Genomic DNA, 22,605 nt, shown 5'->3' on the forward strand with positions numbered 1-22,605 from the left:
ATTTCAGAAATTATCTAGCTCAAAGTAAGCTTCCTCATATTTGTCAAAATATCTCAATCAGAAGTGTAGCCATTCTCTTATAACAATTGCTTAATTTTTCTTGCGAATGGGGAATGGGGAGTAGGGAGTAGGGAATAGGGTAAAATAGTTCCGAGTTCCGAGTAAAGAAGTGAGATACCTCACTCAGCACTCAGCACTCACCACTCCCCACTCCCCACTCCCTACTCCCTCACAGTCTTGCAGTAATCTTGGATGGCTTTTACGTCCAAAGTCGTATTTTGTAAGGAACGAATGGCGGCGACTGTAGCTTTTGCACCTGCGATCGTAGTAATAATCGGAATTTTGTAAGCTAAGGCTGTGCGACGGATTAACCTAGCATCAGTCTGGGCTTCTTCCCCTGAAGGTGTGTTGATAATAAGTTGGATTTTTTGGTTTTTGATTGCATCTAGAACGTGGGGACGACCTTCATGGAGTTTCAACACCAACTCGATATCTAACCCGTGTTCGAGAAGAACTCGCCGTGTACCAAGTGTAGCCATGACTTTAAAGCCCAAATCGATAAATTCCTTCACTACAGCACCCGCAGCAGGTTTATCGCGATCGCTCATTGATACAAATACGGTTCCTGTTAGCGGTAAACGCTCTCCAGCACCCAATTCTGCTTTGGCAAAGGCACGGCCAAAGTCGCTGTCAATCCCCATCACCTCACCAGTGGATCGCATTTCTGGGCCTAATATTGTATCAGTTCCTGGGAATTTATTAAAGGGTAATACAGCTTCTTTGACGGCAATATGCGTGGGGATAACTTCTTCGGTGAAGTGTAACTCCTCTAAGGTTTTGCCTGACATAATTAAGGATGCTAGTTTTGCTAACTGTACACCCGTTGCTTTAGATACAAATGGGACTGTGCGAGAGGCGCGGGGGTTGGCTTCTAGAATGTAAACTTGGGGAGAATAGCTGCTTGCACCCACAACGGCAAATTGAATATTCATCAAACCCACGACTGACAGCGCTTGTGCTAGCTGTACCGTCCAAGTGCGAATTTGATTGAGAACTGCTGGTGATAAAGAAATAGAAGGTAAAGAACAAGCAGAATCTCCTGAGTGAATCCCCGCTTGTTCGATGTGTTCCATGATGCCACCAATCACTACCCTTCCTGTATGATCGGCGATCGCATCGACATCCACTTCGATCGCATTTTCCAAAAATTTATCAATCAAAATCGGATGTTCTGGTTCCACTAACACCGCAAAGGTCATGTAGCGTTCCAACTCAGCATCGGAATAAACGATTTCCATCGCCCGTCCCCCTAACACATAGCTGGGACGCACCACCACCGGATAGCCAATGCGTTTGGCGACAATCAGCGCATCTTCGTAACTCCGAGCGATACCATTAGGTGGTTGAGCAATATTTAACTGTTGGAGAATCTTTTCAAACCGCTCCCGGTTTTCTGCCATGTCGATGGAATCTGGTGATGTACCCCAAATTTTAGTGACCAGTCCTGATGTGTCATTGTTAAGAAATTCTTGTAACGGGATAGCCAACTTTAGCGGTGTTTGTCCGCCAAACTGGATGATCACCCCGACGGGATTTTCAGTTTCGATGATGTTAAGGACATCTTCTTTTGTTAAAGGCTCAAAGTAAAGGCGATCGCTGGTATCGTAATCTGTCGAAACTGTCTCTGGGTTAGAGTTGACCATAATTGTCTCATACCCCGCTCCCTTCAAGGCATAGGCGGCATGACAACAACAATAATCAAACTCAATTCCCTGGCCAATGCGGTTGGGGCCACCACCCAAAATCAATACTTTTGGCTTGGTTGTTGGCAAAACCTCTGTTTCTTCTTCGTAGGTAGAATAGTAGTAGGGGGTAAATGCTTCAAACTCAGCAGCGCAGGTATCTACGGTTTTGTAAACTGGGATAATCCCTAGTGACTTGCGGTAGGCGCGAACTTCATCTTCGGTGGTTTTGGTGGCATAGGCAATCTGGCGATCGCTATATCCGTCCCGCTTCACTTCATAAAGTTGCTCTTTTGTCAATTGCTGTAAAGGTGTCCGCTTCAGGAATTTCTCGACATCTAGCAGTTGTTGTAATTTATCCAAAAACCATCGGTCAATACCAGTGAGTTCGTAGATTTCCTCAATAGTCATTCCTTGCTGCAAGGCATGACGCACGGCGAAAATGCGATCGGGGTTAGGTGTCCGCAATTGGGCGCGAATTTGTTCACCACTGGGTAATTTCTCAGCTTTGTCGCAACCCCAACCAGCGCGTCCTGTTTCGAGCGATCGCAGCGCCTTTTGGAAGGATTCGTTGAATGTCCGCCCAATTGCCATTGCTTCCCCGACAGACTTCATTTGAGTTGTCAGCACTGGGTCGGAACCGGGGAACTTTTCAAAGGCGAAGCGGGGAATTTTTGTCACCACATAGTCAATTGTTGGCTCAAAAGATGCCGGAGTTTTCTTGGTGATGTCATTTTGAATTTCATCCAGGGTGTAGCCTACAGCCAATTTTGCGGCAATTTTAGCGATCGGGAAACCCGTGGCTTTGGAAGATAAAGCCGAACTGCGGGAAACGCGGGGGTTCATCTCAATTACAACTACATCCCCATTAACCGGATTGACAGCAAATTGAATATTAGAACCGCCAGTTTCCACACCGATCTCGCGGATGATTTTAATTGCCATATCCCGCAGCCTTTGATATTCTTTATCAGTGAGGGTTTGCGCGGGAGCGACGGTAATCGAGTCGCCGGTGTGAATGCCCATAGGGTCAAGGTTTTCGATGGAGCAGATAATCACCACGTTATCTGCCAAATCACGCATCACTTCGAGTTCGTATTCTTTCCAGCCGAGTAAAGACTGGTCAATGAGAATTTGCGAAACCGGGCTGGCATCTATACCAACCTGTGCCATTTCTTCAAATTCTTCTTGGTTATAGGCAATACCGCCGCCACTTCCACCCATTGTGAAAGCTGGACGAATAATTAGGGGATAAGTACCAATTTGACGGGCAACAGCTTTGGCTTCTTCCAAAGATTCGGCTGTGTCGCTAGGACACACAGCTATACCGATCCTGGCCATTGCTTGGCCGAAAAGTTTTCGATCTTCAGCTTTTTCGATCGCTGGCAGTTTAGCACCGATTAACTCAACGCCGTACTTTTCCAACACCCCATTTTTGGCTAAAGCAACGGCGAGGTTGAGGGCGGTTTGTCCTCCCATCGTTGGTAGGAGAGCATCAGGGCGTTCTTTCTCGATGACTTTTTCGACCAATTCCGGTGTCAACGGCTCAATGTAAGTGCGATCGGCTGTTTCCGGGTCGGTCATAATCGTTGCAGGGTTGGAGTTGACCAAAACCACCTCATAGCCTTCTTCTCGCAGCGCTTTGCAGGCTTGAGTGCCAGAGTAGTCAAACTCACAGGCTTGTCCGATCACAATTGGACCAGAGCCTAACAGGAGAATCTTCCGAAGGTCGTCACGGCGGGGCATAGTAGTTGCGTTGGAGTACGAGAATACAAATCCTGATTATTTTAAGGGTCTTTACCCCCTGTCGTCCTTTTTATTATTAAGTTTTCTAAGTTTGATGACAGAGAGGGGATGAGGGAGATGAGGGAGATGAGGGAGATGAGCGAGATGAGGGAGATGAGGGAGATGAGGGGATGAGGGAGATGAGGGAGATGAGGGAGATGAGGGAGATGAGGGAGATGAGGGAGATGAGCGAGATGAGGGAGATGAGGGAGATGAGGGAGACAAAGAGAATAACCAATGCCCCATGCCCAATGCCCAATGCCCAACGATTATTTGGTATTTCTAATTTTATTTAATTGTGATGCTCAAATTTCTAAAGATTTTGCGAATCTTTATTATTTAAGCTGATGACAGTTTGCAACAGATGGTGATTTATTTTGGCATATATCTATCTGATTATTCAGCACAACTAAATTTCTTAATTATAAATATTTGTTAACTAGCTAATTGCTAATTATTTTCAATATTAAAGATTATATAAATATGTTTACCTAGATTAAAAATGGCAGAGAAATAGGGATACCATTCTCTGCCATTTTTTTATAATATTTTAAGAGTTAGTGCTGCCAACTTTTTCTTTCAGTCTAGGTAGACAAATCTAGATTATGAGAGTTTTAGCTTTGAGCAGCTTGGACAAACGCTAATGTTAAGCTGTCTTTGGCGAGGAAGTGAGACAAATGATAAGCACGTTCCTCAGTCTTCAACAAAATCTTTTCGTATAGATAGCGTGTGCCTCTATCGCCCAAACTCTCTGCCTGAGCAGCTTGGCGGCGAATTACGCCAATAATGGCTTGTTCGGCGGCTAGGTCGTTTTCTACCATTTTGCGAGAGGAATATACGCCTTCAGATTCTTGCTCAAAAACAGTTAATTCTGCTAATTTGCTGAAGGTCGCTACTGGCACACCACCTAGTCCATCCAAGCGTTCCCCAATTTCATGAACGTGGTCTTGTACTTGGTTGTAGCTTTCGTTGAAAAACTCATGCAGAGAATAAAATTCTGAGCCTTCAACGACAAAATGATGCTTTTGGTACTGCAAGTACAGTGCTTGGAAACTAGCTAATAAGACGTTGAATCCTTCTGTAACTGGAGCAGTGACACTGTGATCCAGCAACACGGGATTGTCATATACATGACCAAAATTCCGTAACAAAGTTTGCGTTTCTGACATTGTTCTCCTCGCTCTTTAGCAGTTATAGATTTTAACTGCTTATTATTTACATATTAACATTTTAATAATTAAGAGCAAGCCGATTTGCGATCGCAAGATTTTGTATTTTTGCTGACTAAAAGTCTCAAGTTTATTGTTTGCTGAATGATGAGACGCTGATTAACTTGCATATATTTATCATTATTGTTGACATAAAAACTTAAGTGTGCATAATTTTTAGGAGAGTGAAGAGTGAAGAGTGGGGAGTGGGGAGTGGGGAGTGGGGAGTGGGGAGTGGGGAGTGGGGAGTGAGGAGTTAGGAGTTTGGAGTTTGGAGTTTGGAGTTTGGAGTTTGGAGTTTGGAGTTTGGAGTTATCCATCTCCCTCATCTCCCTCATCTCCCTCATCCCCCTCATCCCCCTCATCCCCCTCATGCGATCGCTGCAAAAATTTTCTTTTTTCCAAAATTAATGACAATCATTTGCACTTAATGTATGCTGGTGTTAAGAGGTTAAACTCCTAAGACTTTCAAAAAGCAGGGAGTTAAATTTTGGTAGTTACTGCAAGTTTGTTGCACTTTGAGGGCAATTTTCTTGAAATCATCTAGTTCAGAAATTGAAATAAAGCACCTTGTAGAGGTGAATTGGGCCGATCGCTGGCAAGTCTATCAACGCCTAAAGGAGTTAGACATTCCCTGTAGTTGTGCGGCTAACCAGCAATTAAAAGTTGAAATTGGCAATCCTAGTGCGGCTGTTCAACTTTGGAGTGTGATACGGCAATTTACAGTCACCCGTCAAGACCAGATTTTGACTCTTGAACGCTGCTGGTATAGTCGTTAGCAATAGTTATAATCTGTGGCTACTGCTAAGAATCTCTCGCTTGATAGCTTGTACTAGTTAAAAAGAGGTCAAAAAAATGAGTGCATCCCAAACTACAGAAGTATCAGAATTTTGTCTTGAAGGCAGGTTTATAGGTTTTGTTATTAAAGATGGCTATAAGCTTAAAGGCTTACTGCTAGGGACTAATGAGGGTGAATCTTACATTAAACTAGCTAAACATTTACGGGCTGCTTTTGACTTGCGTTTACCACCAGGTACTTGGCTGCAAGTTGTTGGTTATAAAGAATACGATATAAAAAAAGACAAAGTTACACTGAAAGCTGAACGTGTAATGGCGGCGCGTTCTGAGATGGTAAGAGTTGAAACCGTCGCCCCAATACAAGAACCCCCATCTATTGATAATGTCAAGGTAAAATCAGCGAAGACTAAAGCCACGATTTTGGTGTGTCAAAAGTCTGATTGCATGAAACGCGGTGGTAACGCAGTTTGTCAGGCGTTGGAAGCAGCTTTAAGCGATCGCGGTTTAGAAGACCAAGTTACAATCAAGGGCACTGGTTGTATGAAAAATTGTAAAGCTGGGCCTAACTTAGTAATGCCAGATAAAACCCGCCATAGCCGAATTCAAGCCTCACAAATTCCGGCGCTGATGAATCAGCATTTTGGTGACAAGAGTTTGTCAGCACAGCCTGAGAATTTAAGGGAAGTGGCGATATCTAATGGCAAGTTTTGCTGAGGTAAGTAGTGAAATCTTGACATTGTAATGAGAAAGTTTAATAATATCTTCTCAAGTGTGTTCCATTAATATTCGGCTGTAAGCTATTGCGATAAATTGCAATAGCTTCAAAAAACTGGCTTTAATTAAAGCCAGTTTTTTGAGTTAATAGGATCTCTATGACAGTTCCACAAGTTGTCCTTGATACAAATGTTATCGTTGCTGGTCTGCGTTCCAAACGAGGGAGCGCTTTTCGTCTGCTGACCCTCGTGGATACACCAGGAGCGAGGTTTTAACCAATATTCATCATCCACTCGTACAGAATTTAATTCTGAATTCTGAATTCTGACTCCTGAATTCTTCTTATAAAAATATTGACACCTGCGGACTTTTTGCAATCTATTGGAGCATTGTCATGAGCAACCTCAGCGTTCAGCTTCCTGACTCTTTGTACAAAAGTTTGCAGGAACTTGCCAAACAAGACGGCATTTCTATCGATCAGTTTGTGGCGACAGCAGTTGCGGAGAAAATCGCTGCACTAACAACTGAAATTTATCTAGGGGAGTTAGCAAAGCGAGGCAGTCGAGAAAAATACGACGCAGTTTTAGCGAAAGTACCAGATATTGAACCGGAATCTTACGATCAATTACCCACAGCCTAACAACGCAGTGCAGGGGATATGCAGAGTCTTCAACCTCAGTGTTAAGTTGACTTGATTATTCAGGTATAACCAAAGTCAGAAAATCTCTGGCACTAACAATTGCAATACCTTGATAACTGCCCAGAGGTAACAAATGCCGCTTGTCGCCCGTAACAATGTGAGTTGCATTCCCAACAACGGCGCATTCTAGTACCATGTTATCGTTTGGGTCAGTAGTGAGAAAATTTAAAGTGTTAGCAATTGTGATTAGTCGTAGAAAACTAAGCAAATCAGCTATTGTCTCAATTACTTGAATAGGCGTAAATTTCAACTTCTGTTCTAATTTTTCGGTCAGTTCATCAAGTATCTCTGGACAGATTAAACCATTTACTCGGCCTTGGCGTGCCAAATCAATACAGTGATAAGGACTACCTTTCCAGCCAATAGCAGAGAGTAAAACATTTGTATCAAACACTACTACTAGTAGCACTGTCTGTCCTCATGCACTAAGTCATCTATAAATGACTCACGTTGATCTTCTGACATACTATCCCAATCTAAACCACGTTCAGCACACAAGCTCCGTAATTGAGATTCAGCATACTCTATACGAGAATCACGCTCTTGCTCACTTTCCTTTGCTAGGGCTAATAATACTACTCGTTTACTCTCTGGAGGTAGCTGCTTGACTAATTCAATTACTTGTTCATCGCTCAGTGTCAGTTTTGGCATCGTTGTTACCGGAAAACTGGATTAGTTTTTCTAAACTCTTATTTCAGCTTATCAAGAGATTTGACTAGCGATGCCCTTCGGCGCAGGCTCAGGGTAAGACCTGGGTTGGGCTACATCTACGCCTACAACATCTCATGATCAGCGCACAGTTGTAAAGGCGATCGCTTGATATTTTAATGCAGTTGAGTTGAGCGAGGAGAGCGGCGCAATGCAGCTTGTGATCCAAAGTTTCCTGTTAATACCTTTCTTTTTGCGTCTTTTTGGTATCCAGACGAAGTGGTAATTAATGAGTGTCACAGATGTTTTTTTTATGTCTATATTTTCCAGTCACATTTGAAGTTTCCATAAAGTTATAGTGAATAGCTTGCATCTATAAACCATATTTCTATAGATTAAATTTGTCTGTAATCTGCACCAATAGGAAATCTTTTTTAGCTTATTTCAATCGGAATAAGTAGGTAGGTACGATTAAACCAATATGTATTTGGTTTTGTAAAAACGGTGAAATAACTAATTTGTAAGGCATCTACCGAATTTACATTTCATTATGTACTTGGAAGTTTTTTCGCCCACTTACTTAGCTGTTGATTCCATACCTGGAAAACATACATGGCAAGTTGCTACTTAACTTCTTTGAGGAAAAAACCAAATCATTCATGAGCAGAATTATTAGACAAATAGCGTTAAAGGTTGCAGCACTTCCAGGGAGATTCAAGCAAAGACAACTGCGGCAACTCTTAAGGATTGCTGGCAGTATTTTTTTTGCTCTTGTTGTTGTGATATATGCATTGCAAGTGAGGGCGCAAACCCCATCCACATCTTCTGTTTGCGCTCAACCGCCTGCGGGAAGCATTGTCAAAAACCCACCAGAAATCCGCAATCCTAATGCCACGAATCCGGCAAATTTTACGGTTGTCAACATTTCCCCTAAGCAAAACTGCTATGTTGCCAATGGTAACTTGCAAGCACCAACGCTTAGGTTGAGTCCAGGTAAGGCAAACTTAGTAGTGAGATTGACTAACCAATTACCAGGTCAAGCAAAAGGAACACAAGACCAAAATTGTCAGCGCCAATATCCTGGAGGGATGGCACCCCCAAATTCAACCAACTTGCATTTTCATGGCTTGAGTATATCTTCAAAGTGCCATCAGGACGAAGTTGTGCGGACGGTGGTTGAGCCGAAACAGACTTTCCTGTACAATGTCAGTATTCCACAGGGAGAGCCACCGGGACTATATTGGTATCACCCACATGTCCACATGCAGAGTCAAGCCCAAGTGCTGAGTGGATTAACAGGTGCGATTATTTTTGAAGGCATCGGGAAGTATAACAAGCAAGCTGCTCAACTTCCAGAACGGGTGTTTGTGTTACGTGATACGCTGCTATTAAAATATTTTGACTTTCAGCAACCAGTCAGGGATATTTCCATCAACTCAGTTCCAATTAGGTATAAAGGTGGGGGGATTTACGATCCGCCAGCCGTCATTCAAATGAAACCTAATGAACAACAGTTTTGGCGTGTGGCTAATACGGCGGCGGATACTATCTTTGATTTGCAAGTCCAATACAATAGCATTGCTCAACCGCTTCAATTAGTAGGGATGGATGGTGTTCCGATCAATGCTGACAGTCAGTTGCTGAACCAGACTAAATCTGTCAACCACATTCTGCTACCCCCAGGCGGAAGAGCAGAGTTCACGATCAGGGGTCCGCAAGCGTCGGTGAAGGATGCCAAGTTTTTGACGCTCAAATATAACACAGGGGACCAAAATTATAATAACCCACAACGAACGATCGCTAGAATTCAAATGCAAGCGGCATCATCTGCTTCAGCCTCAAATCCTGAGTTAAGGGTTGACTTAAGCAAGGTATCGGGCGATCGCTTTTCTGGAGTAAATCAGAACCAGTCTGTAAAGCAGCGCAAGCTCTACTTCTCTCAAACAGCTGCTGGTGTACAACCAGAGCAGTATTACATTACAGTAGAGCCAAATAAACCTAAAGTTTACGATCCAAACTTCAAGACTCCCGATATCACGGTTCAGGAGGGAACAACTGAGGATTGGATCGTAGAAAACCGAAGTTCGGTAATCCATAACTTCCATATCCACCAAGTCCACTTCCTCGTCTTGAAGAGTTCCGATGCAAGTGAGATCGGGATGATGCGCGACACAATCAATGTACCTATGTGGAACGGTAAGCCAAATACCCCGTTTCCCAGTGTGAAACTGCGAATGGATTTCCGAGGCGTTCAGAATGATGCAAGTATTGCAGGTACTTTTGTTTACCACTGCCATATCTTGGAACACGAAGACAAAGGCATGATGGCATCTATTCAAGTCAAGAGTAAGTAGGGCGAAAATAGTGAGATCGTCGTCAAATGAGCAGGGGTAATTTTTACGTGTAATACCATTTCACACAAACCCTGATACATATAGATTTCTCGTAGGGGCACAGAAAAAGCTCATTGGTGTCAACTTAAGCCCAAACGCTTATCGCACAGGCGTTTTACCCCCCTTAATCCCCCCTTATAAAGGGGGGAAAAAATCCAGTTCCCTCCCCTTTATAAGGGGAGGGTTAGGGTGGGGTAACGCGGATCGTGATCAGAAGCCAAAGAATTGAATATCACGTCTTGGCAAGGGTTTCACCTTAAGTTGACACCAATGAGCATTGCTGTGCCCCTACCAACGTGTTTGTATCATTATTAAAGTAAAAGGTATAACCTTGATTTAAGCTCGATATTGACCTTCTGAGGCTGGATGTTGACCTTCTGAAGCTGGATGTTGACCTTCTGAGGCTGGATGTTGACCTTCTGAGGCTGGATGTTGACCTTCTGAGGCTCGACGTTGACCTTCTGAGGCTCGACGTTGACCTTCTGAGGCTCGACGTTGACCTTCTGAGGCTCGACGTTGACCTTCTGAAGCTCAATGTTCACCTTCTGAGGCTCAATGTTCACCTTCTGAGGTTCAAAAATAGCTTGGGGACTTAGCGCTTCTCGGTGGAGTTTAATATAGACCTAACCCCCAGCCCCTTCCCTACAAGGGAAGGGGAGTAAGATTCAAAGCCTCTCCCCTTGTAGGGGAGAGGTTTGGAGAGAGGTCAAAGTATATTTTAGATAAACGAGATGCGCTATAGAAATCGCGGCTACACAAACAAAACCTGCCTTCGCAGGTTACAAAAATCTTGGGATACAAAACGCGAAAAGGGCATAACAATGTTATGCCCCGACAAAGAATGTGTATTTTCCCAAATTAATAACTGCTGTAATCCCCTACTTTAGACTTTAGCTAACTGGGACTTCGGGTTGCTTTTTCTTAGAACGGCGGTTAAACCTGCGTCCCATCTCATCAATTACTGCATCTAAACCTGTGACATCACCGCTAGCTTTGGCATAGCTATAAATTGCTAATGCTGCGGTATAGGCTTCGCTAGCAGCAGCTATACAGGTATCATCTACCAGTTCTTGCAGTTGTGTTAGAGACAAAAGCACTGGATACAAGTCCTCAAATATCCCTAAATCTCGGCGCATCTCTTCTAAATCAAAAGAACGAGGCAAAAAGTTAGGGTTTTGTGTCGCTACTTCTAAGGCAATGCTTACAAAAGCTCGACTTTTATCTCCCATTTTTAGCATTTTTCGCCGCTCTTCAGGGGTCAAATCAATCAAAAATGGTAACTTTTCTCTAATTGTAGCGATCGCCTGCATGACTGCTTCTTTGTCTGCTGGGGCTAAGTTGGCACTGATGCGATTTTCTGCCATTTTTATTACTCTTTTAGTAGGGCTTAATTTCAGTATTCCCAAAATTGTAGAGGCGATCGCTATTGTTGATAGATAATTAACGTGATAAAAGTGTTTAGTATAAACTAATGAAACTGAATGCAGAAATCAATGCGTAAACAAATCATCGAATATACATCTCCACTAGATGCGCTAATTGCCCTTACCAAACAGTTAAATACCTATGAAATAAAGTACCAAATGAATTCAGAAGATTTTTTTGCCAAATATAGTCAAGGCGAAACTTCTGACGATGAAGTGTTTGTTGAATGGGCAGGAAACTACCAACATTATCTAGCTCTACACCAAGATATAAAGAGCAAACTCAAAGATGTCGCGTAAAGTTATCCAAGCCTATTTAGATGAAATTGAGCAACTTTTACTCAACTGCTCTAACACATACGTTGAGGAATATAGTACAGTAATTTTAACGACACAGAGAGCTAATCTCCGCATTAAGATACGTTTCGCTCTCAAATATTTACTGGCAGTCAGTGAAGCCTTTGTGATTGTAGATAATCAGATTATATACAGCGCATTTCAAGTTGGTGAGGTACACAAGCAAAGTCTCAAACCCGTGTGTAAAAGCTATTTTACTTCTGAATTCTGACCCCTGAATTCTGCTGTATATATAGTAATCCGCTTTGATTATTGAACTTATTTGCGTAGGCAGGGAGTAGGGAGTGGGGAGTGGGGAGTGGGGAAGAAGCCTTTTCGGGGTGTACTGAGTTTTTTCAAAAATCAAATAGGAGTCCTATAGATTACCGCTATCACTTTCAAGACGAGAAAAATAGTCTAATTTTTCGTTATGACAGTACACCACACTTTCCTAACTTGCCTAGCTTCCCGCACCATAAACATCTTTTTGACAACGTAATTGCTTGTGAAAAGCCACATATAGCCGATGTGCTACAAGAAGTGATGGAGTTTTTAGAGTAGGAATATGGAATTTGCATCGCAAAACAGAACCATCAAATGTAACTGTTAAGATTTTGCTCATTGATACGTTCCTTCTAACCGCCAATCACCGCGATCGCATTTATTTGGTGGCCATACAGGTAATGGTCATGTTGACTTGCCCAATCTTCGGGTGCATCAACTGTTCCCGTTAAATCTTCTAATACATCCCACACATCAGCCGCTTTAGTTTCAGATGAGTTAATATCCTCAGAAACGATAGTAATTACGTAGCGCTTGTTTGGCTCTAAATCAAGTGGTATATCTGGTCGCAAAACAGAACCATCAAATGTAACCGTTAAGATTTTGCTCATTGATACCTTCTTTCTAACCACTAATTACAGCGATCGCATCAATTTCTACTAACACATCTTTAGGTAAGCGCGATACCTGAACACAAGCCCGCGCTGGGGCTGTATCTTCCGGGAAATATTTAGCATATACGGCATTCACTGCCGCGAAATCATTCATATCAGCTAAAAATACAGTGGTTTTCACGACATCTTGGAAAGTCGCCCCAGCTGCTATGAGGATGGCTTCAAGATTAGCTAATACCTGCTCAGTTTGCTTTTTGACATCATCAGTGTAGACGACATCACCAAGGCGGGGATCGATGGCAATTTGTCCAGCTATGAATATAAATTGACCAGAAGCTGCGATCGCTTGATTATAAGGGCCGACTGGAGCGGGTCCGTTATCAGTACGAATTACTTTACGAGTCATAGATATTACTTTCTCTAACGATGTTTCCTGTGTACCGATTTCCGCTTCAGATGCGATCGGCTTGTAAACCTCTCCATCTGGCATTATCGCACCAGTCAGGTCAGCATCTTTAAAAGTTGCTCCGTAGATATTTGCGCCAGTTAGATTTGCCCTTCTCAAGTTTGCTCCATCTAAATTTGCCTTGGTTAAATTTGCCCATCGCGGACTGGCTTTTTCTAAATTAGCTCCTTGGAGAAATGCTTTTGTAAGGTTTGTACTTTGAAGAGATGCTGCTGTGAAATCTATATCAGCCAAATTCATATCTGAGAGATCAACTTGGTGCAGATTAGCTCTATGAAATATACTTCCTTGGAGTTTGGCACTTTTCAATGTTGCCTCAGTTAAGTTTGCCAGAGTTAAGTTTGCTCCAATCAAGTACGCCCGAACCAAATTTGCCTTAGTTAAATTAGCTTTACTGAGATTAGCTTCAGCTAATGAAGCCCCAGTTAGGTCTGCATTACTAAGATTTGCCCCAATTAAATTTGCTGTATCTAGATTTGCATAAATTAATTTTGCACTACTTAGGTCTACACCTGTCAGGTTTGCCTGTTCTAAGTTTGCATAATTCAAATTTGCGCTATTCAGATTTGACCTACTTAAGTCAGCACTATTGAGGTCTGTCGAATAAAATATTGCTGAAGAAGCACTTACCGAATTTAAGTTTGCATCTGCTAGAGACGCGTTAGTGAGATTTGTACTATTAAGCTTCGCTTTGGTTAGGTTTGCCCCACTTAAATCAACTCCACTCAAATTTGCACTAGTTAGGTCTATCTCACTGAGGTCTGCACCTTTGAGATTTTCTTGACTCAAATTTACTGAATGAAATTTCCGTTCCCCTGCGGCGTATTTCTCCAAAAGTTCCTTAGCGTCCATGATGCACCATTAAATACCACTGACACAGTATAATCACAAAAACTTTGTGTCACAGATATTCCTCTCCCCTCCACTCTCTGCGCCCTCTGCGCCTCTGCGGTTCGTTCCTCCTACCCCAACCTCGGACGTATCCCATAATGCCGATATCGCCAATAATCCCGCAGAATGCGATCGTGGTCAAAACATAAATTACCAGGCACTCGCCAAGACTCAAAAACTCCTACACCCTTAGCATCATCCCCAGCCAGAGGTTCCCCCGTCGCTGTCGCCAAAAACACAATACTAATAGTATGCTGACGGGGATCGCGATCGGGGTCAGAATACACTAGTAATTGTTCAACTAACTCCACCTGCAAACCCGTTTCTTCCTCAGCTTCTCGCCGCGCCGCCACTTCCACCGCTTCCCCATAATCTACAAAACCACCAGGAATAGCCCAACCTAAAGGTAGATTATGTCTTTCAATTAACACTATTGGCCGATGAGGTCGATCTACTAATTCAATGATGATATCAACTGTTGGTGTAGGATTTCGGTAAGTCATAGTTATTTAGTCATTGGTCATTGGTCATTAGTCATTAGTCAAGGACAAATGACTAAGGACAAACAAAATGAGTTTACTTGATTTACTTTGCAAATGCTGTTCCGTGATAAATTCAATGCGATTGGCTTTGCGATTGCCCAAGGGGCAATCGCGTAGCGTGTTGATCAGATAATTACTTCTTCCCATAATTCAGGTTAAATATGCCTTTTCCTAGATCCAGTGGCATTTTGCTGCATCCTACCTCCTTTCCCAGTCGATTTGGCGTTGGAGATTTAGGCTTAGAAGCCTATCGCTTCATTGATTTTCTCAAAGAGAGCCATCAACAATATTGGCAAGTTTTACCGTTGGGTCCCACTGGATACGGCAATTCTCCGTATATGTGCTACTCGGCAATGGCGGGAAATCCTCTGCTGATTAGCCCAGAAAAACTCTTAGAAGAGGGTTTGCTAGCTGAAGAAGACTTTGCTAATTTACCAGGATTCCCGGTAGAAAAGGTAGATTTCGAGCAGGTTGTGCCGATTAAAATTGGGCTACTCAAAAAAGCCTGTGAAAACTTTAAAGCGAATGCTACGCCTATCCAGCATAAAGAGTTTGAAGGTTTTTGCGACAGTAAAGCCTATTGGCTAGATAATTACGCCTTATTTATGGCGCTGAAAGATGCCAACAACAATGCAAACTGGCATACATGGGAGCGAGAACTTGTCAAGCGGCAACCGGAAGCATTAGCTCAGGCAGAGGATCGGCTCAACGGAGAGATTTTTTATTATAAATTCGTCCAATTTGAGTTTTTCCGCCAGTGGTCAGAGCTGAAAAGCTACGCCAATATGCGCGGTATTGACATTATCGGCGATATCCCCATTTACGTAGCTCATGATAGTGCCGACGTGTGGGCGCATCCCGACATCTTTTGCTTAGACGAAGAGACAGGAGTTGCGGCTCAAATGGCAGGAGTTCCACCAGATTACTTCAGCGCCACCGGTCAATTGTGGGGCAACCCGGTTTATAACTGGGAGGAATTGCAAAAACAAGACTTTAAATGGTGGGTACAGCGTTTTGAAGCAATGCTGGATTATGTAGATATAATTCGCATTGACCACTTCCGGGGCTTCGAGGCTTATTGGTCTGTACCCCAAGGTGAAGAAACTGCTATGAATGGTAAATGGGTGGAAGCACCTGGAGATGCTTTTTTTGAAGTGATTAGGCAGAAATTGGGCAAACTACCCGTCTTGGCGGAAGATTTGGGAGTAATCACGCCAGAGGTAGATGCGCTGCGAGACAAGTATGAATTTCCTGGGATGAAAGTTTTGCAGTTTGCCTTTGGTTCTGATCCCGATAATCCATTTTTACCATTCAATTACCTGCGAAATGCTGTAGTTTATACCGGTACTCACGATAATGACACAACTGTAGGCTGGTTCAACACGGCTAACGACAACGAAAAGCAAAACCTGTTGCTTTATTTAGGTTGTATTAGTCCTGAAGGTATCCACTGGGATTTAATTCGCCTAGCTTTGAGTTCCATAGCCAACCAAGCGATTATTCCTTTGCAAGATATTTTGGGATTAGGAAACGAAGCGCGGATGAATTTTCCCAGTGTTGCAGAGGGTAACTGGGAGTGGCGCTATCAAGCAGCAGCGTTGACAGAGGAATTAGGCGATCGCTTGAAAGTTCTTACCAGACTCAATGGACGCGCCCCGCAACCACAATGAGGAGTGGGGAGTGGGGAGTGGGGAGTAGGGAGTGGGGGAGACAAGGGAGACAAGGAAGAGGGAGGAGTAAATGCCTCCTTGTCCTTCCTTGTCCTCCTCATCTCCCTCATCCCCCTCATCCCCTCATCTCAAAACTTAGGTTTAGCAGCAATCCTAATTTCTTCCTCCTTCCCAGGCTCTCCCATTTCCTTAGCTTTCTCTTGATTGACGCTCATCAACACACCACCAGCATTATCAGTTTTCACTGTCAGTTGCTGTTGGGCTTTCCAAATTCGGTGAGTTCCCTCTGGCAGAATACCCTCAAACTCAGTTTTGCCATCAGCTACTACGCGAATCCAAGATGACGCTTTCAAGGTGACACCAATCTGTACAGCCTGTCCTTGGTGGATATCGCTAAGGCGATCGCTGATCGGTTGAACCTCAACTGAATCTTTTCGTTGGGCTAGTTCTGGTTTAACAAGGGACTTTTGTTGTGGGTATGGCTGATTTTGGCTATTACTTGCTTGTAATACAGCGTTATTTAATAACTGAGATAAGCCATTTACAGAGCAGAAAATTAGCAATATGTAAAGAAAGTAAAGATGAATCGGACGTAGTTGACTAAGGGGTGAAATATTCCCCATACCTTGGGAGTTCACTGGTGCAGAACTGATCGGAAAAGTGCTAGAAAATTCTACTCCATTCAAGCCAAGTGCTTCGGCAAATTGCCTGATCAAACCCTGAATATAGATTGGTTCTGGCAGTTCGTTTAAATTACCTTCTTCGATCGCCTGCAATAATCGCCGGGGAATTCTAGTCAATACAACCACTTGCTCTAGAGATAAGCCTTGTTCTTGACGCAATGCCGAAAGTTTAGCGCCCAATTCTGCCAACTTTTCGGCTCGTTCTTGCTCTAATGAAAGTGATGGCTGGTGATTATTCTTCTTTCTTGGCCACTTCATGGCTACTGACGCTCCTTAATTCCACTGAATCTTTAAATAGGTTGCATTATCGAACAGAATTCAGGAGTCGGGAGTCAGAATTCAAGTTAGGTATTCTGACCGAAAAAGCGGATGAATAATCGGCGTTTAAGACCCCCACAAAACTAGAATTTTTGGTGGTAACAGAGCAGCGCCGAAGTGTGGTCTTCAATCAGTCGGGGATTTTGACCCGCGACTGATTGATTCTGACTCCTGAATTCTGACTTCTGAATTCTTCTTCAACTGCTTTTGCAAAAATTGAATCTCATCATCTTTGAGGGAACGATATTTACCCTCATCTAAAAAAGGTTCTTTTGAAGTTTGTAATTGAATTGAACCGATAGCAGTCCGATGCAGCTTGATTACTGGGTATCCTAACTGTTGGGCTATACGGCGAATTTGGCGATTTCTTCCCTCCTGCAACACTATTTCTAAAAAGCTTTGCTCGGCACAACGTTCTATTAGGTGTACCTTGGCCGCCCTAGTTTTTCTACCCTCCAACATCACACCCTGACGCCACTTATGCAGCACTGCTTCTGGAGGATGTCCCTTGACCAAAACATGATATGTCTTGGAAATACTGTGACGTGGATGGGTTAGTCCAAATGTCAGTTCTCCGTCATTTGTCAGGATTAATGCTCCTGTAGAGTCTGCATCTAAACGCCCAACTGGGTGAATACCGGAACCCTCTCGTAATTCTTTCGGTAGTAAATCCAGAACTGTCGGTCTGTGGTGAGGGTCGTAGCAAGTTGAAACCACTCCGGCAGGTTTGTGCAGCAATAGATATATTAAAGCCGGACGGTGCTTTTTCGATAAGGGTTTACCATCCACAGCGATCGCATCTTTTTCGGGATCAACTTTTTGACCTAAATGTGCCAATATCCCATTGATCTGCACCCGTGAGTCCCTAATCATTTCTTCGGCTTCACGACGTGAGGCGATACCCCATTGAGCGAGAATTTTTTGTAACCGTGCCTCCATGTGGAAATTGCTTATTTACTAACAATTAAATGATATTTGCATTTTGTCCCTAGTAGGCATAAATGTTACATTTAAAGCTTGTTTAATTACATTGGTGAGATGCCAGAGCAAAATTCCCAAGCAACAAATGCAAATAAAATCCGTATAATTACGCAGCTACTTACAACAGCACTAAAGCTCTGGTTGAGAGCGCAAGTGAGCCAAATATCCGAATTAGAAGTGGAGATTAAAGCGAGCGATCGCCAAATTCTCTCTGGGCGCATCCCCTCGGTATCTATTTTTGCTACTCATGCAGTTTATCAAGGTCTCCTGATTACACAAATTCAATTAATAGCAGAAAATATTCGGATCAATATCGGCTCGGTACTCAAGGGACAGCCCCTACGACTATTAGAAATAGTACCAGTGGTTGGCGATTTGATCGTAGACGAGAAGGATCTGAATGCTTCTCTCTCATCTGACTTATTATCTACTGCTTTGAGCGATTTACTGGTTAAGGTTTTACCAACATATTACCCACAGTCACAACCAATTAATTGGCAAGAAATTATCCTTGATAACAATCAAATTATACTGCGAGGCGTGAGAGTAGCCAATAGTGAAACAACACCTCTAGAGATTTGTCTGGGTTTACAGTTACTCAGTGGGTATGAGTTGCAAGTGGCACATATCCACATCAAGCCTGACCAAGGAGATATATTAGAGGACAATCATCAATACAATCTCGATCTTGGTTCAGATGTGGATATCCAAGAACTAACACTGATCCCAGGCAAGCTGGTGTGTCGTGGGCGGATTAACGTTAATCCTTGATGATTAGAAATTAAAAAATACTATGGCAGTTGTCGCTTGAGTAGGTACTGAACCCCACCCCCAACCCCCTCCCCGCAAGCGATGAGGGGGCTAAGATATACCTCATGTGATTAGGAAACGCTATAATAATATTTTATTTTAAATGATACGGTGTCTATCGCGGAGTGGGAGTGGGGAGTAAGAATTTTAGATTTTAGATTTTAGATTTTAGATTAAAGAATTGAAATTTAATCCAAAATCGTCAATCTAAAATCCAAAATTGAATTGCCCTGTTTGGCCAATGCCCTTATAGTAGTGGCAACAATAGTGTCACAAAATAGTAAACCAGAGGAGCTGTAAAAATATAACTATCAGTACGGTCTAAAATACCACCGTGACCGGGGATTAACTGCCCGGAATCTTTGACTCCAGCATCCCGCTTGAGCATAGATTCGGTAAGATCCCCTAAAATGCTAGCAATGCCAATCAGCAAACCCAATGCTAAACCAGTGAAGGGGGATCTGGGCAAGTGTAGATAATAGGCTCCTGCTATGGCTACGGCAACACTGGAGATGATGCCAAAGACGGCACCTTCTACAGTTTTTTTCGGACTAATCTCAGACAGACGGGTTTTCCCAAAGAATTTGCCAATGGTGTAAGCACCGATATCGGCTGCCCAAATACACAAAAAAGTTAGCAGTGTTGCAGTAAAACCTTGTCCTAAAGAAGCGGAATTTGCCTTTTCCCAGAAATCTGTCCAGTTTGTGGGCCAATAACCTCCGAAAGGGAGATTGCTAAAAGCAGCACTATCAATTGCTCGTAACCGCACCCAGTAACTCGGTAAATAACCGACGTAAAATAGCCCCATAATAGAAGCGGAAACATCAGCGATCGTGGCAAATTTGGGCTGGAATAGCAGGTAAAAACAAATAAGTGTGCCAGCTATTGGCATCACAGCATCAGCTAAACTGCCATCAAGGGTACAAATCACCAGTAAAATTTGGCTGACAGCCATTGTGGTTTTAGCAGCAGGAGTAATGCCTCTGGCTCGCACCAAATTAAAATATTCCTGTTGACCCAAGAAAACCACGATCGCAAACATGATGGTAAAGTACCAGCCCCCCAAAAGGGTAACAGAAAGAGCAAGAGCGATCGCAATAATTCCACTAATAATCCGAGACCAAGGCATAGAAGTATTAAATATTGGGCATTGGGCACTTGTACTGAGCGTTGTCGAAGTATTGGGCATGGGGCATTGGTCATTGGTCATTGGTCATTGGTCATTGGTCATTGGTCATTGGTCATTGGGCATTAATTAATTAATTAGTTATTTTTTCTTCCCCTGCTTCCCTGCTTTCTCTGCTCCCCCTACTTCCTCATCTCCGTTTTCCCCCTTCCTTTGCGCCCTCTTGCAATGCCCCATGCCCCATTCCCTAATCCAGTTTCTCACCACTGAGGATAAAAATGGGATCAACGGCGGTAAAGGTTTGAGAAAAGCCGCGCGTCTCTAAGCGGTTCACCGCAGACTGTACGACTTCGATATTTCTAGCCCTTAACAGGGAAAAGCTCTGGGAAATAGCATATAGACTTTCTAGATTAGCAGCTGTGGCTACAACCCGACCCGATGGTGGCAAATAATGCCAAGCTGCTTGCAGTATTTCCTGAATGGGGCGTCCTCCCTCGATACAAACGCGGTGAGGAGTAACTTTGAGGTCATGTAAACACTCTGGGGCACTACCTTCAATTACTTCGACATTCTTGACTTCAAAGCGATCGCAGTTACGCTTGATCAAATTAGCTACTTCTTCATCCCTTTCTATAGCAATAATCTGTCCGCCTGGACACAATAGCCCCACCTCTACCGGAATTGTACCCGTCCCTGCGCCAATATCCCACAACACAGAATCTGATTTTAGTCGCAGTTGGGCAATTAATAGTAGTCGAACTTCTCGCTGGCTCAGGGGAATTCCTGGCAAATGTTCAAATAATTCATCGGGAATACCAGGGGTAATATAAGGCCAAAGTTGGGAGGGCATAGAACTACGCAATTATACTAAAGATATCGGTTTGCCAAATTGAAAAGCCATAAGCTCTAAAAACTTTTCAACCCTAGCATTATCAGAAACCATCATGATTGGCGAAATATTAGGCGATAGCTACGAAGTTCAGCAGCTATTAGGAAAAAAATCAGGGCGGCGGACGTTGTTAGCTCGTGATTTGCAAACTCAAGAATTAGTTGTGATCAAGTTACTCTCTTTTGGTGGTGACTTTGAATGGGATTCACTCAAGCTGTTTGAGCGGGAAGCTGAAATTTTAAAATCTTTGTCACATCCCTTAATTCCTCACTATTTAAACTATTTTGAGGTAAATTTACCAAACATCAAAGGATTTGCCCTAGTACAAACTTATATCCCTGCACAAAGTTTAGAGCAATATTTACAAAATGGGCGGACTTTTACAGAAGTAGAAGTCAAACAAATAGCTAAAGCACTTTTAGAGATTCTCGTTTACCTACATGGGCTGTATCCGCCTGTAATTCACCGTGATATTAAGCCTAGCAATATTTTATTGGGCGATCGCTCTGGCAATAGTATCGGTCAAGTTTACCTAGTAGATTTTGGCTCAGTACAGACTGTCCTCGCCACAGAAAACGGGACAAGAACTGTAGTAGGAACCTATGGCTATATGCCACAGGAGCAATTTGGCGGACGCACTGTTGCAGCATCTGACCTTTATAGTTTAGGCACAACCTTAATTTATTTAGTTACGGGTACTCATCCAGCCGATTTACCCCAAAAGGATTTTCGCATTCAGTTTGAACAAGCAGCTAATCTGAGTCCCAGCTTTAGCAATTGGTTGAGATGGATGATTGAACCCAGTTTAGAACGGCGTTTGAGTTCTGCTACCGAAGCGATCGCAGCTTTAGAGAAACCACAACCGACAAACTTACCTGCTTTGGTTGTTGGCAAACCAGATGGGAGTAAGATTCAACTAACCAAAAATGGGGATTCTCTAGAAATTATCGTTCCCCCGACTGGTTTTGATACATCAATATTATTCACAGGTTTATTTGCGATCGTCTGGAATTCATTTATCCTCATTTGGACAATTGGCGCACTCTCAGCGCCTTTTCCTGTCAACATCCCTTTTGCCATGTTCTCACTTCCTTTTTGGGGTGCTGGCTTTGTGATGGTGTATAAAATTCTGTTTCATTTATTTGGACGCATCTGCTTACGCCTGAATCCTAAACAAATTAGCCTAACCTGGGAGTTGTTTGCTTGGAAATTTTATCGTCCCCGGACATCGCCAAGACAAAGTATTACTAAGTTGGTTTACATTCCCAAACATTTTACTAAAGACTCTGAAGGCACTAGAATTGCCGTTCCAGCACAATTGGATATTTGGGTAGGAGTAAAAAAATTTCAACTTGGTGGTATTAGTGGTGCGATTAAATCTGAAGCGGAACTGGAATGGGTAGCTGATGAATTAAGCGATTGGTTAGGTTTGCCAATTCAGCGAGAATAAACGAAATCAATAATATTAAAGAGGTCTAAAAATGGCAACTATAAGGAAAAGGCGATCGCTAATGGAATTAATTCAAAACATCTAAAGTACATCATAGTCCCTTCCTCGCTTGCGGGGAGGGGGTTGGGGGTGGGG

Annotated in this window: 25 protein-coding genes and 1 pseudogene; 11 read left to right on the top strand and 15 right to left on the bottom strand. The window is 43.1% G+C overall.

Features of this window, described 5'->3' with window-relative positions; translation table 11 throughout:
- Positions 1-221: 221 nt before the first annotated feature.
- The 3 genes from carB to V7K27_RS31190 form a co-directional block, all read right to left on the bottom strand.
- Positions 222-3,488: a carbamoyl-phosphate synthase large subunit gene (gene carB / locus V7K27_RS31180; RefSeq protein WP_334952445.1), complete on the bottom strand. Its 3,267-nt coding sequence runs from the start codon at positions 3,486-3,488 to the stop codon at positions 222-224.
- A gap of 51 nt (positions 3,489-3,539) precedes the next feature.
- On the bottom strand, positions 3,540-3,773 hold the full coding sequence (locus V7K27_RS31185) for a hypothetical protein (protein WP_334952447.1): 234 nt from the start codon (positions 3,771-3,773) through the stop codon (positions 3,540-3,542).
- A gap of 368 nt (positions 3,774-4,141) precedes the next feature.
- Positions 4,142-4,696: a Dps family protein gene (locus V7K27_RS31190; protein ID WP_334952448.1), complete on the bottom strand. Its 555-nt coding sequence runs from the start codon at positions 4,694-4,696 to the stop codon at positions 4,142-4,144.
- A gap of 238 nt (positions 4,697-4,934) precedes the next feature.
- Here V7K27_RS31190 and V7K27_RS31195 point away from each other — a divergent pair, with 238 nt between their 5' ends.
- The 4 genes from V7K27_RS31195 to V7K27_RS31210 all read left to right on the top strand — a co-directional run bounded on the left by V7K27_RS31195 (position 4,935) and on the right by V7K27_RS31210 (position 6,887).
- The gene (locus V7K27_RS31195) at positions 4,935-5,198 is read left to right on the top strand and encodes a hypothetical protein (protein WP_334952450.1); all 264 of its coding nucleotides are present in this window, start codon (positions 4,935-4,937) and stop codon (positions 5,196-5,198) included.
- 70 nt (positions 5,199-5,268) lie between these two features.
- Positions 5,269-5,514 carry an Asr1405/Asl0597 family protein gene (locus V7K27_RS31200; protein ID WP_334952451.1) on the top strand — a complete coding sequence of 82 codons (246 nt, stop codon included), beginning with the start codon at positions 5,269-5,271 and terminating at the stop codon, positions 5,512-5,514.
- A 76-nt stretch (positions 5,515-5,590) separates the two neighbouring features.
- Positions 5,591-6,247, top strand: a complete 657-nt coding sequence (locus V7K27_RS31205) for a (2Fe-2S) ferredoxin domain-containing protein (protein WP_334952453.1) — start codon at positions 5,591-5,593, stop codon at positions 6,245-6,247.
- Positions 6,248-6,641: 394 nt separating this feature from the next.
- Entirely contained in the window at positions 6,642-6,887 is a 246-nt protein-coding gene (locus V7K27_RS31210) for a toxin-antitoxin system HicB family antitoxin (protein WP_334952454.1), read from the top strand.
- 55 nt (positions 6,888-6,942) lie between these two features.
- Here the strand turns inward: V7K27_RS31210 and V7K27_RS31215 are convergent, their stop codons facing one another.
- The 3 genes and pseudogenes from V7K27_RS31215 to V7K27_RS36620 form a co-directional block, all read right to left on the bottom strand.
- On the bottom strand, positions 6,943-7,356 hold the full coding sequence (locus V7K27_RS31215; protein WP_334952456.1) for a putative toxin-antitoxin system toxin component, PIN family: 414 nt from the start codon (positions 7,354-7,356) through the stop codon (positions 6,943-6,945).
- Positions 7,347-7,598, bottom strand: coding sequence for a hypothetical protein (locus V7K27_RS31220; protein WP_334952458.1), 252 nt, complete (start codon positions 7,596-7,598; stop codon positions 7,347-7,349). Before V7K27_RS31220 ends, V7K27_RS31215 begins: the two co-directional genes overlap by 10 nt.
- A 246-nt stretch (positions 7,599-7,844) precedes the next feature.
- Positions 7,845-7,929 (bottom strand): annotated as a pseudogene (locus tag V7K27_RS36620) (IS200/IS605 family transposase); the annotation flags it as partial.
- Between the two features lie 325 nt (positions 7,930-8,254).
- Here V7K27_RS36620 and V7K27_RS31225 point away from each other — a divergent pair.
- The gene (locus V7K27_RS31225) at positions 8,255-9,949 is read left to right on the top strand and encodes a multicopper oxidase family protein (RefSeq protein WP_334952459.1); all 1,695 of its coding nucleotides are present in this window, start codon (positions 8,255-8,257) and stop codon (positions 9,947-9,949) included.
- A gap of 350 nt (positions 9,950-10,299) precedes the next feature.
- Here V7K27_RS31225 and V7K27_RS31230 read toward each other — a convergent pair whose 3' ends face one another.
- Together V7K27_RS31230 and V7K27_RS31235 are read right to left on the bottom strand one after the other, a co-directional pair.
- Complete coding sequence (locus V7K27_RS31230) at positions 10,300-10,551, bottom strand: hypothetical protein (protein ID WP_334952460.1); 252 nt, start codon at positions 10,549-10,551, stop codon at positions 10,300-10,302.
- Positions 10,552-10,878: 327 nt separating this feature from the next.
- Positions 10,879-11,352, bottom strand: a complete 474-nt coding sequence (locus V7K27_RS31235; RefSeq protein ID WP_334952461.1) for a hypothetical protein — start codon at positions 11,350-11,352, stop codon at positions 10,879-10,881.
- 129 nt (positions 11,353-11,481) lie between these two features.
- Here V7K27_RS31235 and tumA point away from each other — a divergent pair, with 129 nt between their 5' ends.
- From tumA to tumE, 3 genes are all read left to right on the top strand, one after another.
- Positions 11,482-11,712: an antitoxin TumA gene (gene tumA / locus V7K27_RS31240; protein WP_334952570.1), complete on the top strand. Its 231-nt coding sequence runs from the start codon at positions 11,482-11,484 to the stop codon at positions 11,710-11,712.
- A complete protein-coding gene (locus V7K27_RS31245; RefSeq protein ID WP_334952462.1) occupies positions 11,702-11,980 on the top strand; it encodes a hypothetical protein in 279 nt (92 codons plus the stop codon). Before tumA ends, V7K27_RS31245 begins: the two co-directional genes overlap by 11 nt.
- A gap of 80 nt (positions 11,981-12,060) precedes the next feature.
- Entirely contained in the window at positions 12,061-12,309 is a 249-nt protein-coding gene (gene tumE, locus V7K27_RS31250) for a toxin TumE (RefSeq protein ID WP_334952464.1), read from the top strand.
- A 74-nt stretch (positions 12,310-12,383) separates the two neighbouring features.
- Here the strand turns inward: tumE and V7K27_RS31255 are convergent, their stop codons facing one another.
- The 3 genes from V7K27_RS31255 to V7K27_RS31265 all read right to left on the bottom strand — a co-directional run bounded on the left by V7K27_RS31255 (position 12,384) and on the right by V7K27_RS31265 (position 14,504).
- A complete protein-coding gene (locus tag V7K27_RS31255; RefSeq protein ID WP_334952465.1) occupies positions 12,384-12,641 on the bottom strand; it encodes a hypothetical protein in 258 nt (85 codons plus the stop codon).
- 13 nt (positions 12,642-12,654) lie between these two features.
- Entirely contained in the window at positions 12,655-13,962 is a 1,308-nt protein-coding gene (locus V7K27_RS31260) for a Rid family detoxifying hydrolase (RefSeq protein ID WP_334952467.1), read from the bottom strand.
- A 110-nt stretch (positions 13,963-14,072) separates the two neighbouring features.
- On the bottom strand, positions 14,073-14,504 hold the full coding sequence (locus V7K27_RS31265; RefSeq protein WP_334952469.1) for an NUDIX hydrolase: 432 nt from the start codon (positions 14,502-14,504) through the stop codon (positions 14,073-14,075).
- A gap of 200 nt (positions 14,505-14,704) precedes the next feature.
- Here V7K27_RS31265 and malQ point away from each other — a divergent pair, with 200 nt between their 5' ends.
- The gene (gene malQ / locus V7K27_RS31270; protein WP_334952471.1) at positions 14,705-16,213 is read left to right on the top strand and encodes a 4-alpha-glucanotransferase; all 1,509 of its coding nucleotides are present in this window, start codon (positions 14,705-14,707) and stop codon (positions 16,211-16,213) included.
- 128 nt (positions 16,214-16,341) lie between these two features.
- Here malQ and V7K27_RS31275 read toward each other — a convergent pair whose 3' ends face one another.
- Together V7K27_RS31275 and V7K27_RS31280 are read right to left on the bottom strand one after the other, a co-directional pair.
- Complete coding sequence (locus tag V7K27_RS31275) at positions 16,342-17,154, bottom strand: helix-turn-helix domain-containing protein (protein ID WP_334952473.1); 813 nt, start codon at positions 17,152-17,154, stop codon at positions 16,342-16,344.
- Between the two features lie 186 nt (positions 17,155-17,340).
- A complete protein-coding gene (locus V7K27_RS31280; RefSeq protein WP_334952474.1) occupies positions 17,341-18,153 on the bottom strand; it encodes a pseudouridine synthase in 813 nt (270 codons plus the stop codon).
- 99 nt (positions 18,154-18,252) lie between these two features.
- On the opposite strand from V7K27_RS31280, the gene V7K27_RS31285 reads away from it, so the two are divergent.
- Entirely contained in the window at positions 18,253-18,966 is a 714-nt protein-coding gene (locus tag V7K27_RS31285) for an LmeA family phospholipid-binding protein (RefSeq protein WP_334952572.1), read from the top strand.
- A 286-nt stretch (positions 18,967-19,252) separates the two neighbouring features.
- Here the strand turns inward: V7K27_RS31285 and V7K27_RS31290 are convergent, their stop codons facing one another.
- Positions 19,253-20,134 carry a phosphatidate cytidylyltransferase gene (locus tag V7K27_RS31290; RefSeq protein WP_334952574.1) on the bottom strand — a complete coding sequence of 294 codons (882 nt, stop codon included), beginning with the start codon at positions 20,132-20,134 and terminating at the stop codon, positions 19,253-19,255.
- Between the two features lie 244 nt (positions 20,135-20,378).
- Complete coding sequence (gene cbiT / locus V7K27_RS31295; protein WP_334942835.1) at positions 20,379-20,981, bottom strand: precorrin-6Y C5,15-methyltransferase subunit CbiT; 603 nt, start codon at positions 20,979-20,981, stop codon at positions 20,379-20,381.
- 94 nt (positions 20,982-21,075) lie between these two features.
- Between cbiT and V7K27_RS31300 the strand changes: the two genes are divergently transcribed.
- Entirely contained in the window at positions 21,076-22,470 is a 1,395-nt protein-coding gene (locus tag V7K27_RS31300) for a serine/threonine protein kinase (protein ID WP_334952476.1), read from the top strand.
- The last annotated feature ends 135 nt before the right edge of the window (positions 22,471-22,605 follow it).

It is taken from the genome of Nostoc sp., from assembly GCF_036919575.1.
GTDB lineage: Bacteria > Cyanobacteriota > Cyanobacteriia > Cyanobacteriales > Nostocaceae > Nostoc.

What these genes read in the sequence shown, in the direction of transcription:
- carB (WP_334952445.1), bottom strand. Translation starts at nt 3,488, where the DNA reads ATGCCCCGCCGTGACGACCTTCGGAAGATTCTCCTGTTAGGCTCTGGT.
- V7K27_RS31275 (WP_334952473.1), bottom strand. Translation starts at nt 17,154, where the DNA reads ATGAAGTGGCCAAGAAAGAAGAATAATCACCAGCCATCACTTTCATTA.
- V7K27_RS31255 (WP_334952465.1), bottom strand. Translation starts at nt 12,641, where the DNA reads ATGAGCAAAATCTTAACGGTTACATTTGATGGTTCTGTTTTGCGACCA.
- V7K27_RS31300 (WP_334952476.1), top strand. Translation starts at nt 21,076, where the DNA reads ATGATTGGCGAAATATTAGGCGATAGCTACGAAGTTCAGCAGCTATTA.
- V7K27_RS31245 (WP_334952462.1), top strand. Translation starts at nt 11,702, where the DNA reads ATGTCGCGTAAAGTTATCCAAGCCTATTTAGATGAAATTGAGCAACTT.
- cbiT (WP_334942835.1), bottom strand. Translation starts at nt 20,981, where the DNA reads ATGCCCTCCCAACTTTGGCCTTATATTACCCCTGGTATTCCCGATGAA.
- V7K27_RS31260 (WP_334952467.1), bottom strand. Translation starts at nt 13,962, where the DNA reads ATGGACGCTAAGGAACTTTTGGAGAAATACGCCGCAGGGGAACGGAAA.
- V7K27_RS31280 (WP_334952474.1), bottom strand. Translation starts at nt 18,153, where the DNA reads ATGGAGGCACGGTTACAAAAAATTCTCGCTCAATGGGGTATCGCCTCA.
- tumA (WP_334952570.1), top strand. Translation starts at nt 11,482, where the DNA reads ATGCGTAAACAAATCATCGAATATACATCTCCACTAGATGCGCTAATT.
- V7K27_RS31185 (WP_334952447.1), bottom strand. Translation starts at nt 3,773, where the DNA reads ATGGGGCATTGGTTATTCTCTTTGTCTCCCTCATCTCCCTCATCTCCC.
- malQ (WP_334952471.1), top strand. Translation starts at nt 14,705, where the DNA reads ATGCCTTTTCCTAGATCCAGTGGCATTTTGCTGCATCCTACCTCCTTT.
- V7K27_RS31190 (WP_334952448.1), bottom strand. Translation starts at nt 4,696, where the DNA reads ATGTCAGAAACGCAAACTTTGTTACGGAATTTTGGTCATGTATATGAC.
- V7K27_RS31285 (WP_334952572.1), top strand. Translation starts at nt 18,253, where the DNA reads ATGCCAGAGCAAAATTCCCAAGCAACAAATGCAAATAAAATCCGTATA.
- V7K27_RS31265 (WP_334952469.1), bottom strand. Translation starts at nt 14,504, where the DNA reads ATGACTTACCGAAATCCTACACCAACAGTTGATATCATCATTGAATTA.
- V7K27_RS31225 (WP_334952459.1), top strand. Translation starts at nt 8,255, where the DNA reads ATGAGCAGAATTATTAGACAAATAGCGTTAAAGGTTGCAGCACTTCCA.
- V7K27_RS31220 (WP_334952458.1), bottom strand. Translation starts at nt 7,598, where the DNA reads ATGCCAAAACTGACACTGAGCGATGAACAAGTAATTGAATTAGTCAAG.
- V7K27_RS31210 (WP_334952454.1), top strand. Translation starts at nt 6,642, where the DNA reads ATGAGCAACCTCAGCGTTCAGCTTCCTGACTCTTTGTACAAAAGTTTG.
- V7K27_RS31235 (WP_334952461.1), bottom strand. Translation starts at nt 11,352, where the DNA reads ATGGCAGAAAATCGCATCAGTGCCAACTTAGCCCCAGCAGACAAAGAA.
- V7K27_RS31205 (WP_334952453.1), top strand. Translation starts at nt 5,591, where the DNA reads ATGAGTGCATCCCAAACTACAGAAGTATCAGAATTTTGTCTTGAAGGC.
- V7K27_RS31290 (WP_334952574.1), bottom strand. Translation starts at nt 20,134, where the DNA reads ATGCCTTGGTCTCGGATTATTAGTGGAATTATTGCGATCGCTCTTGCT.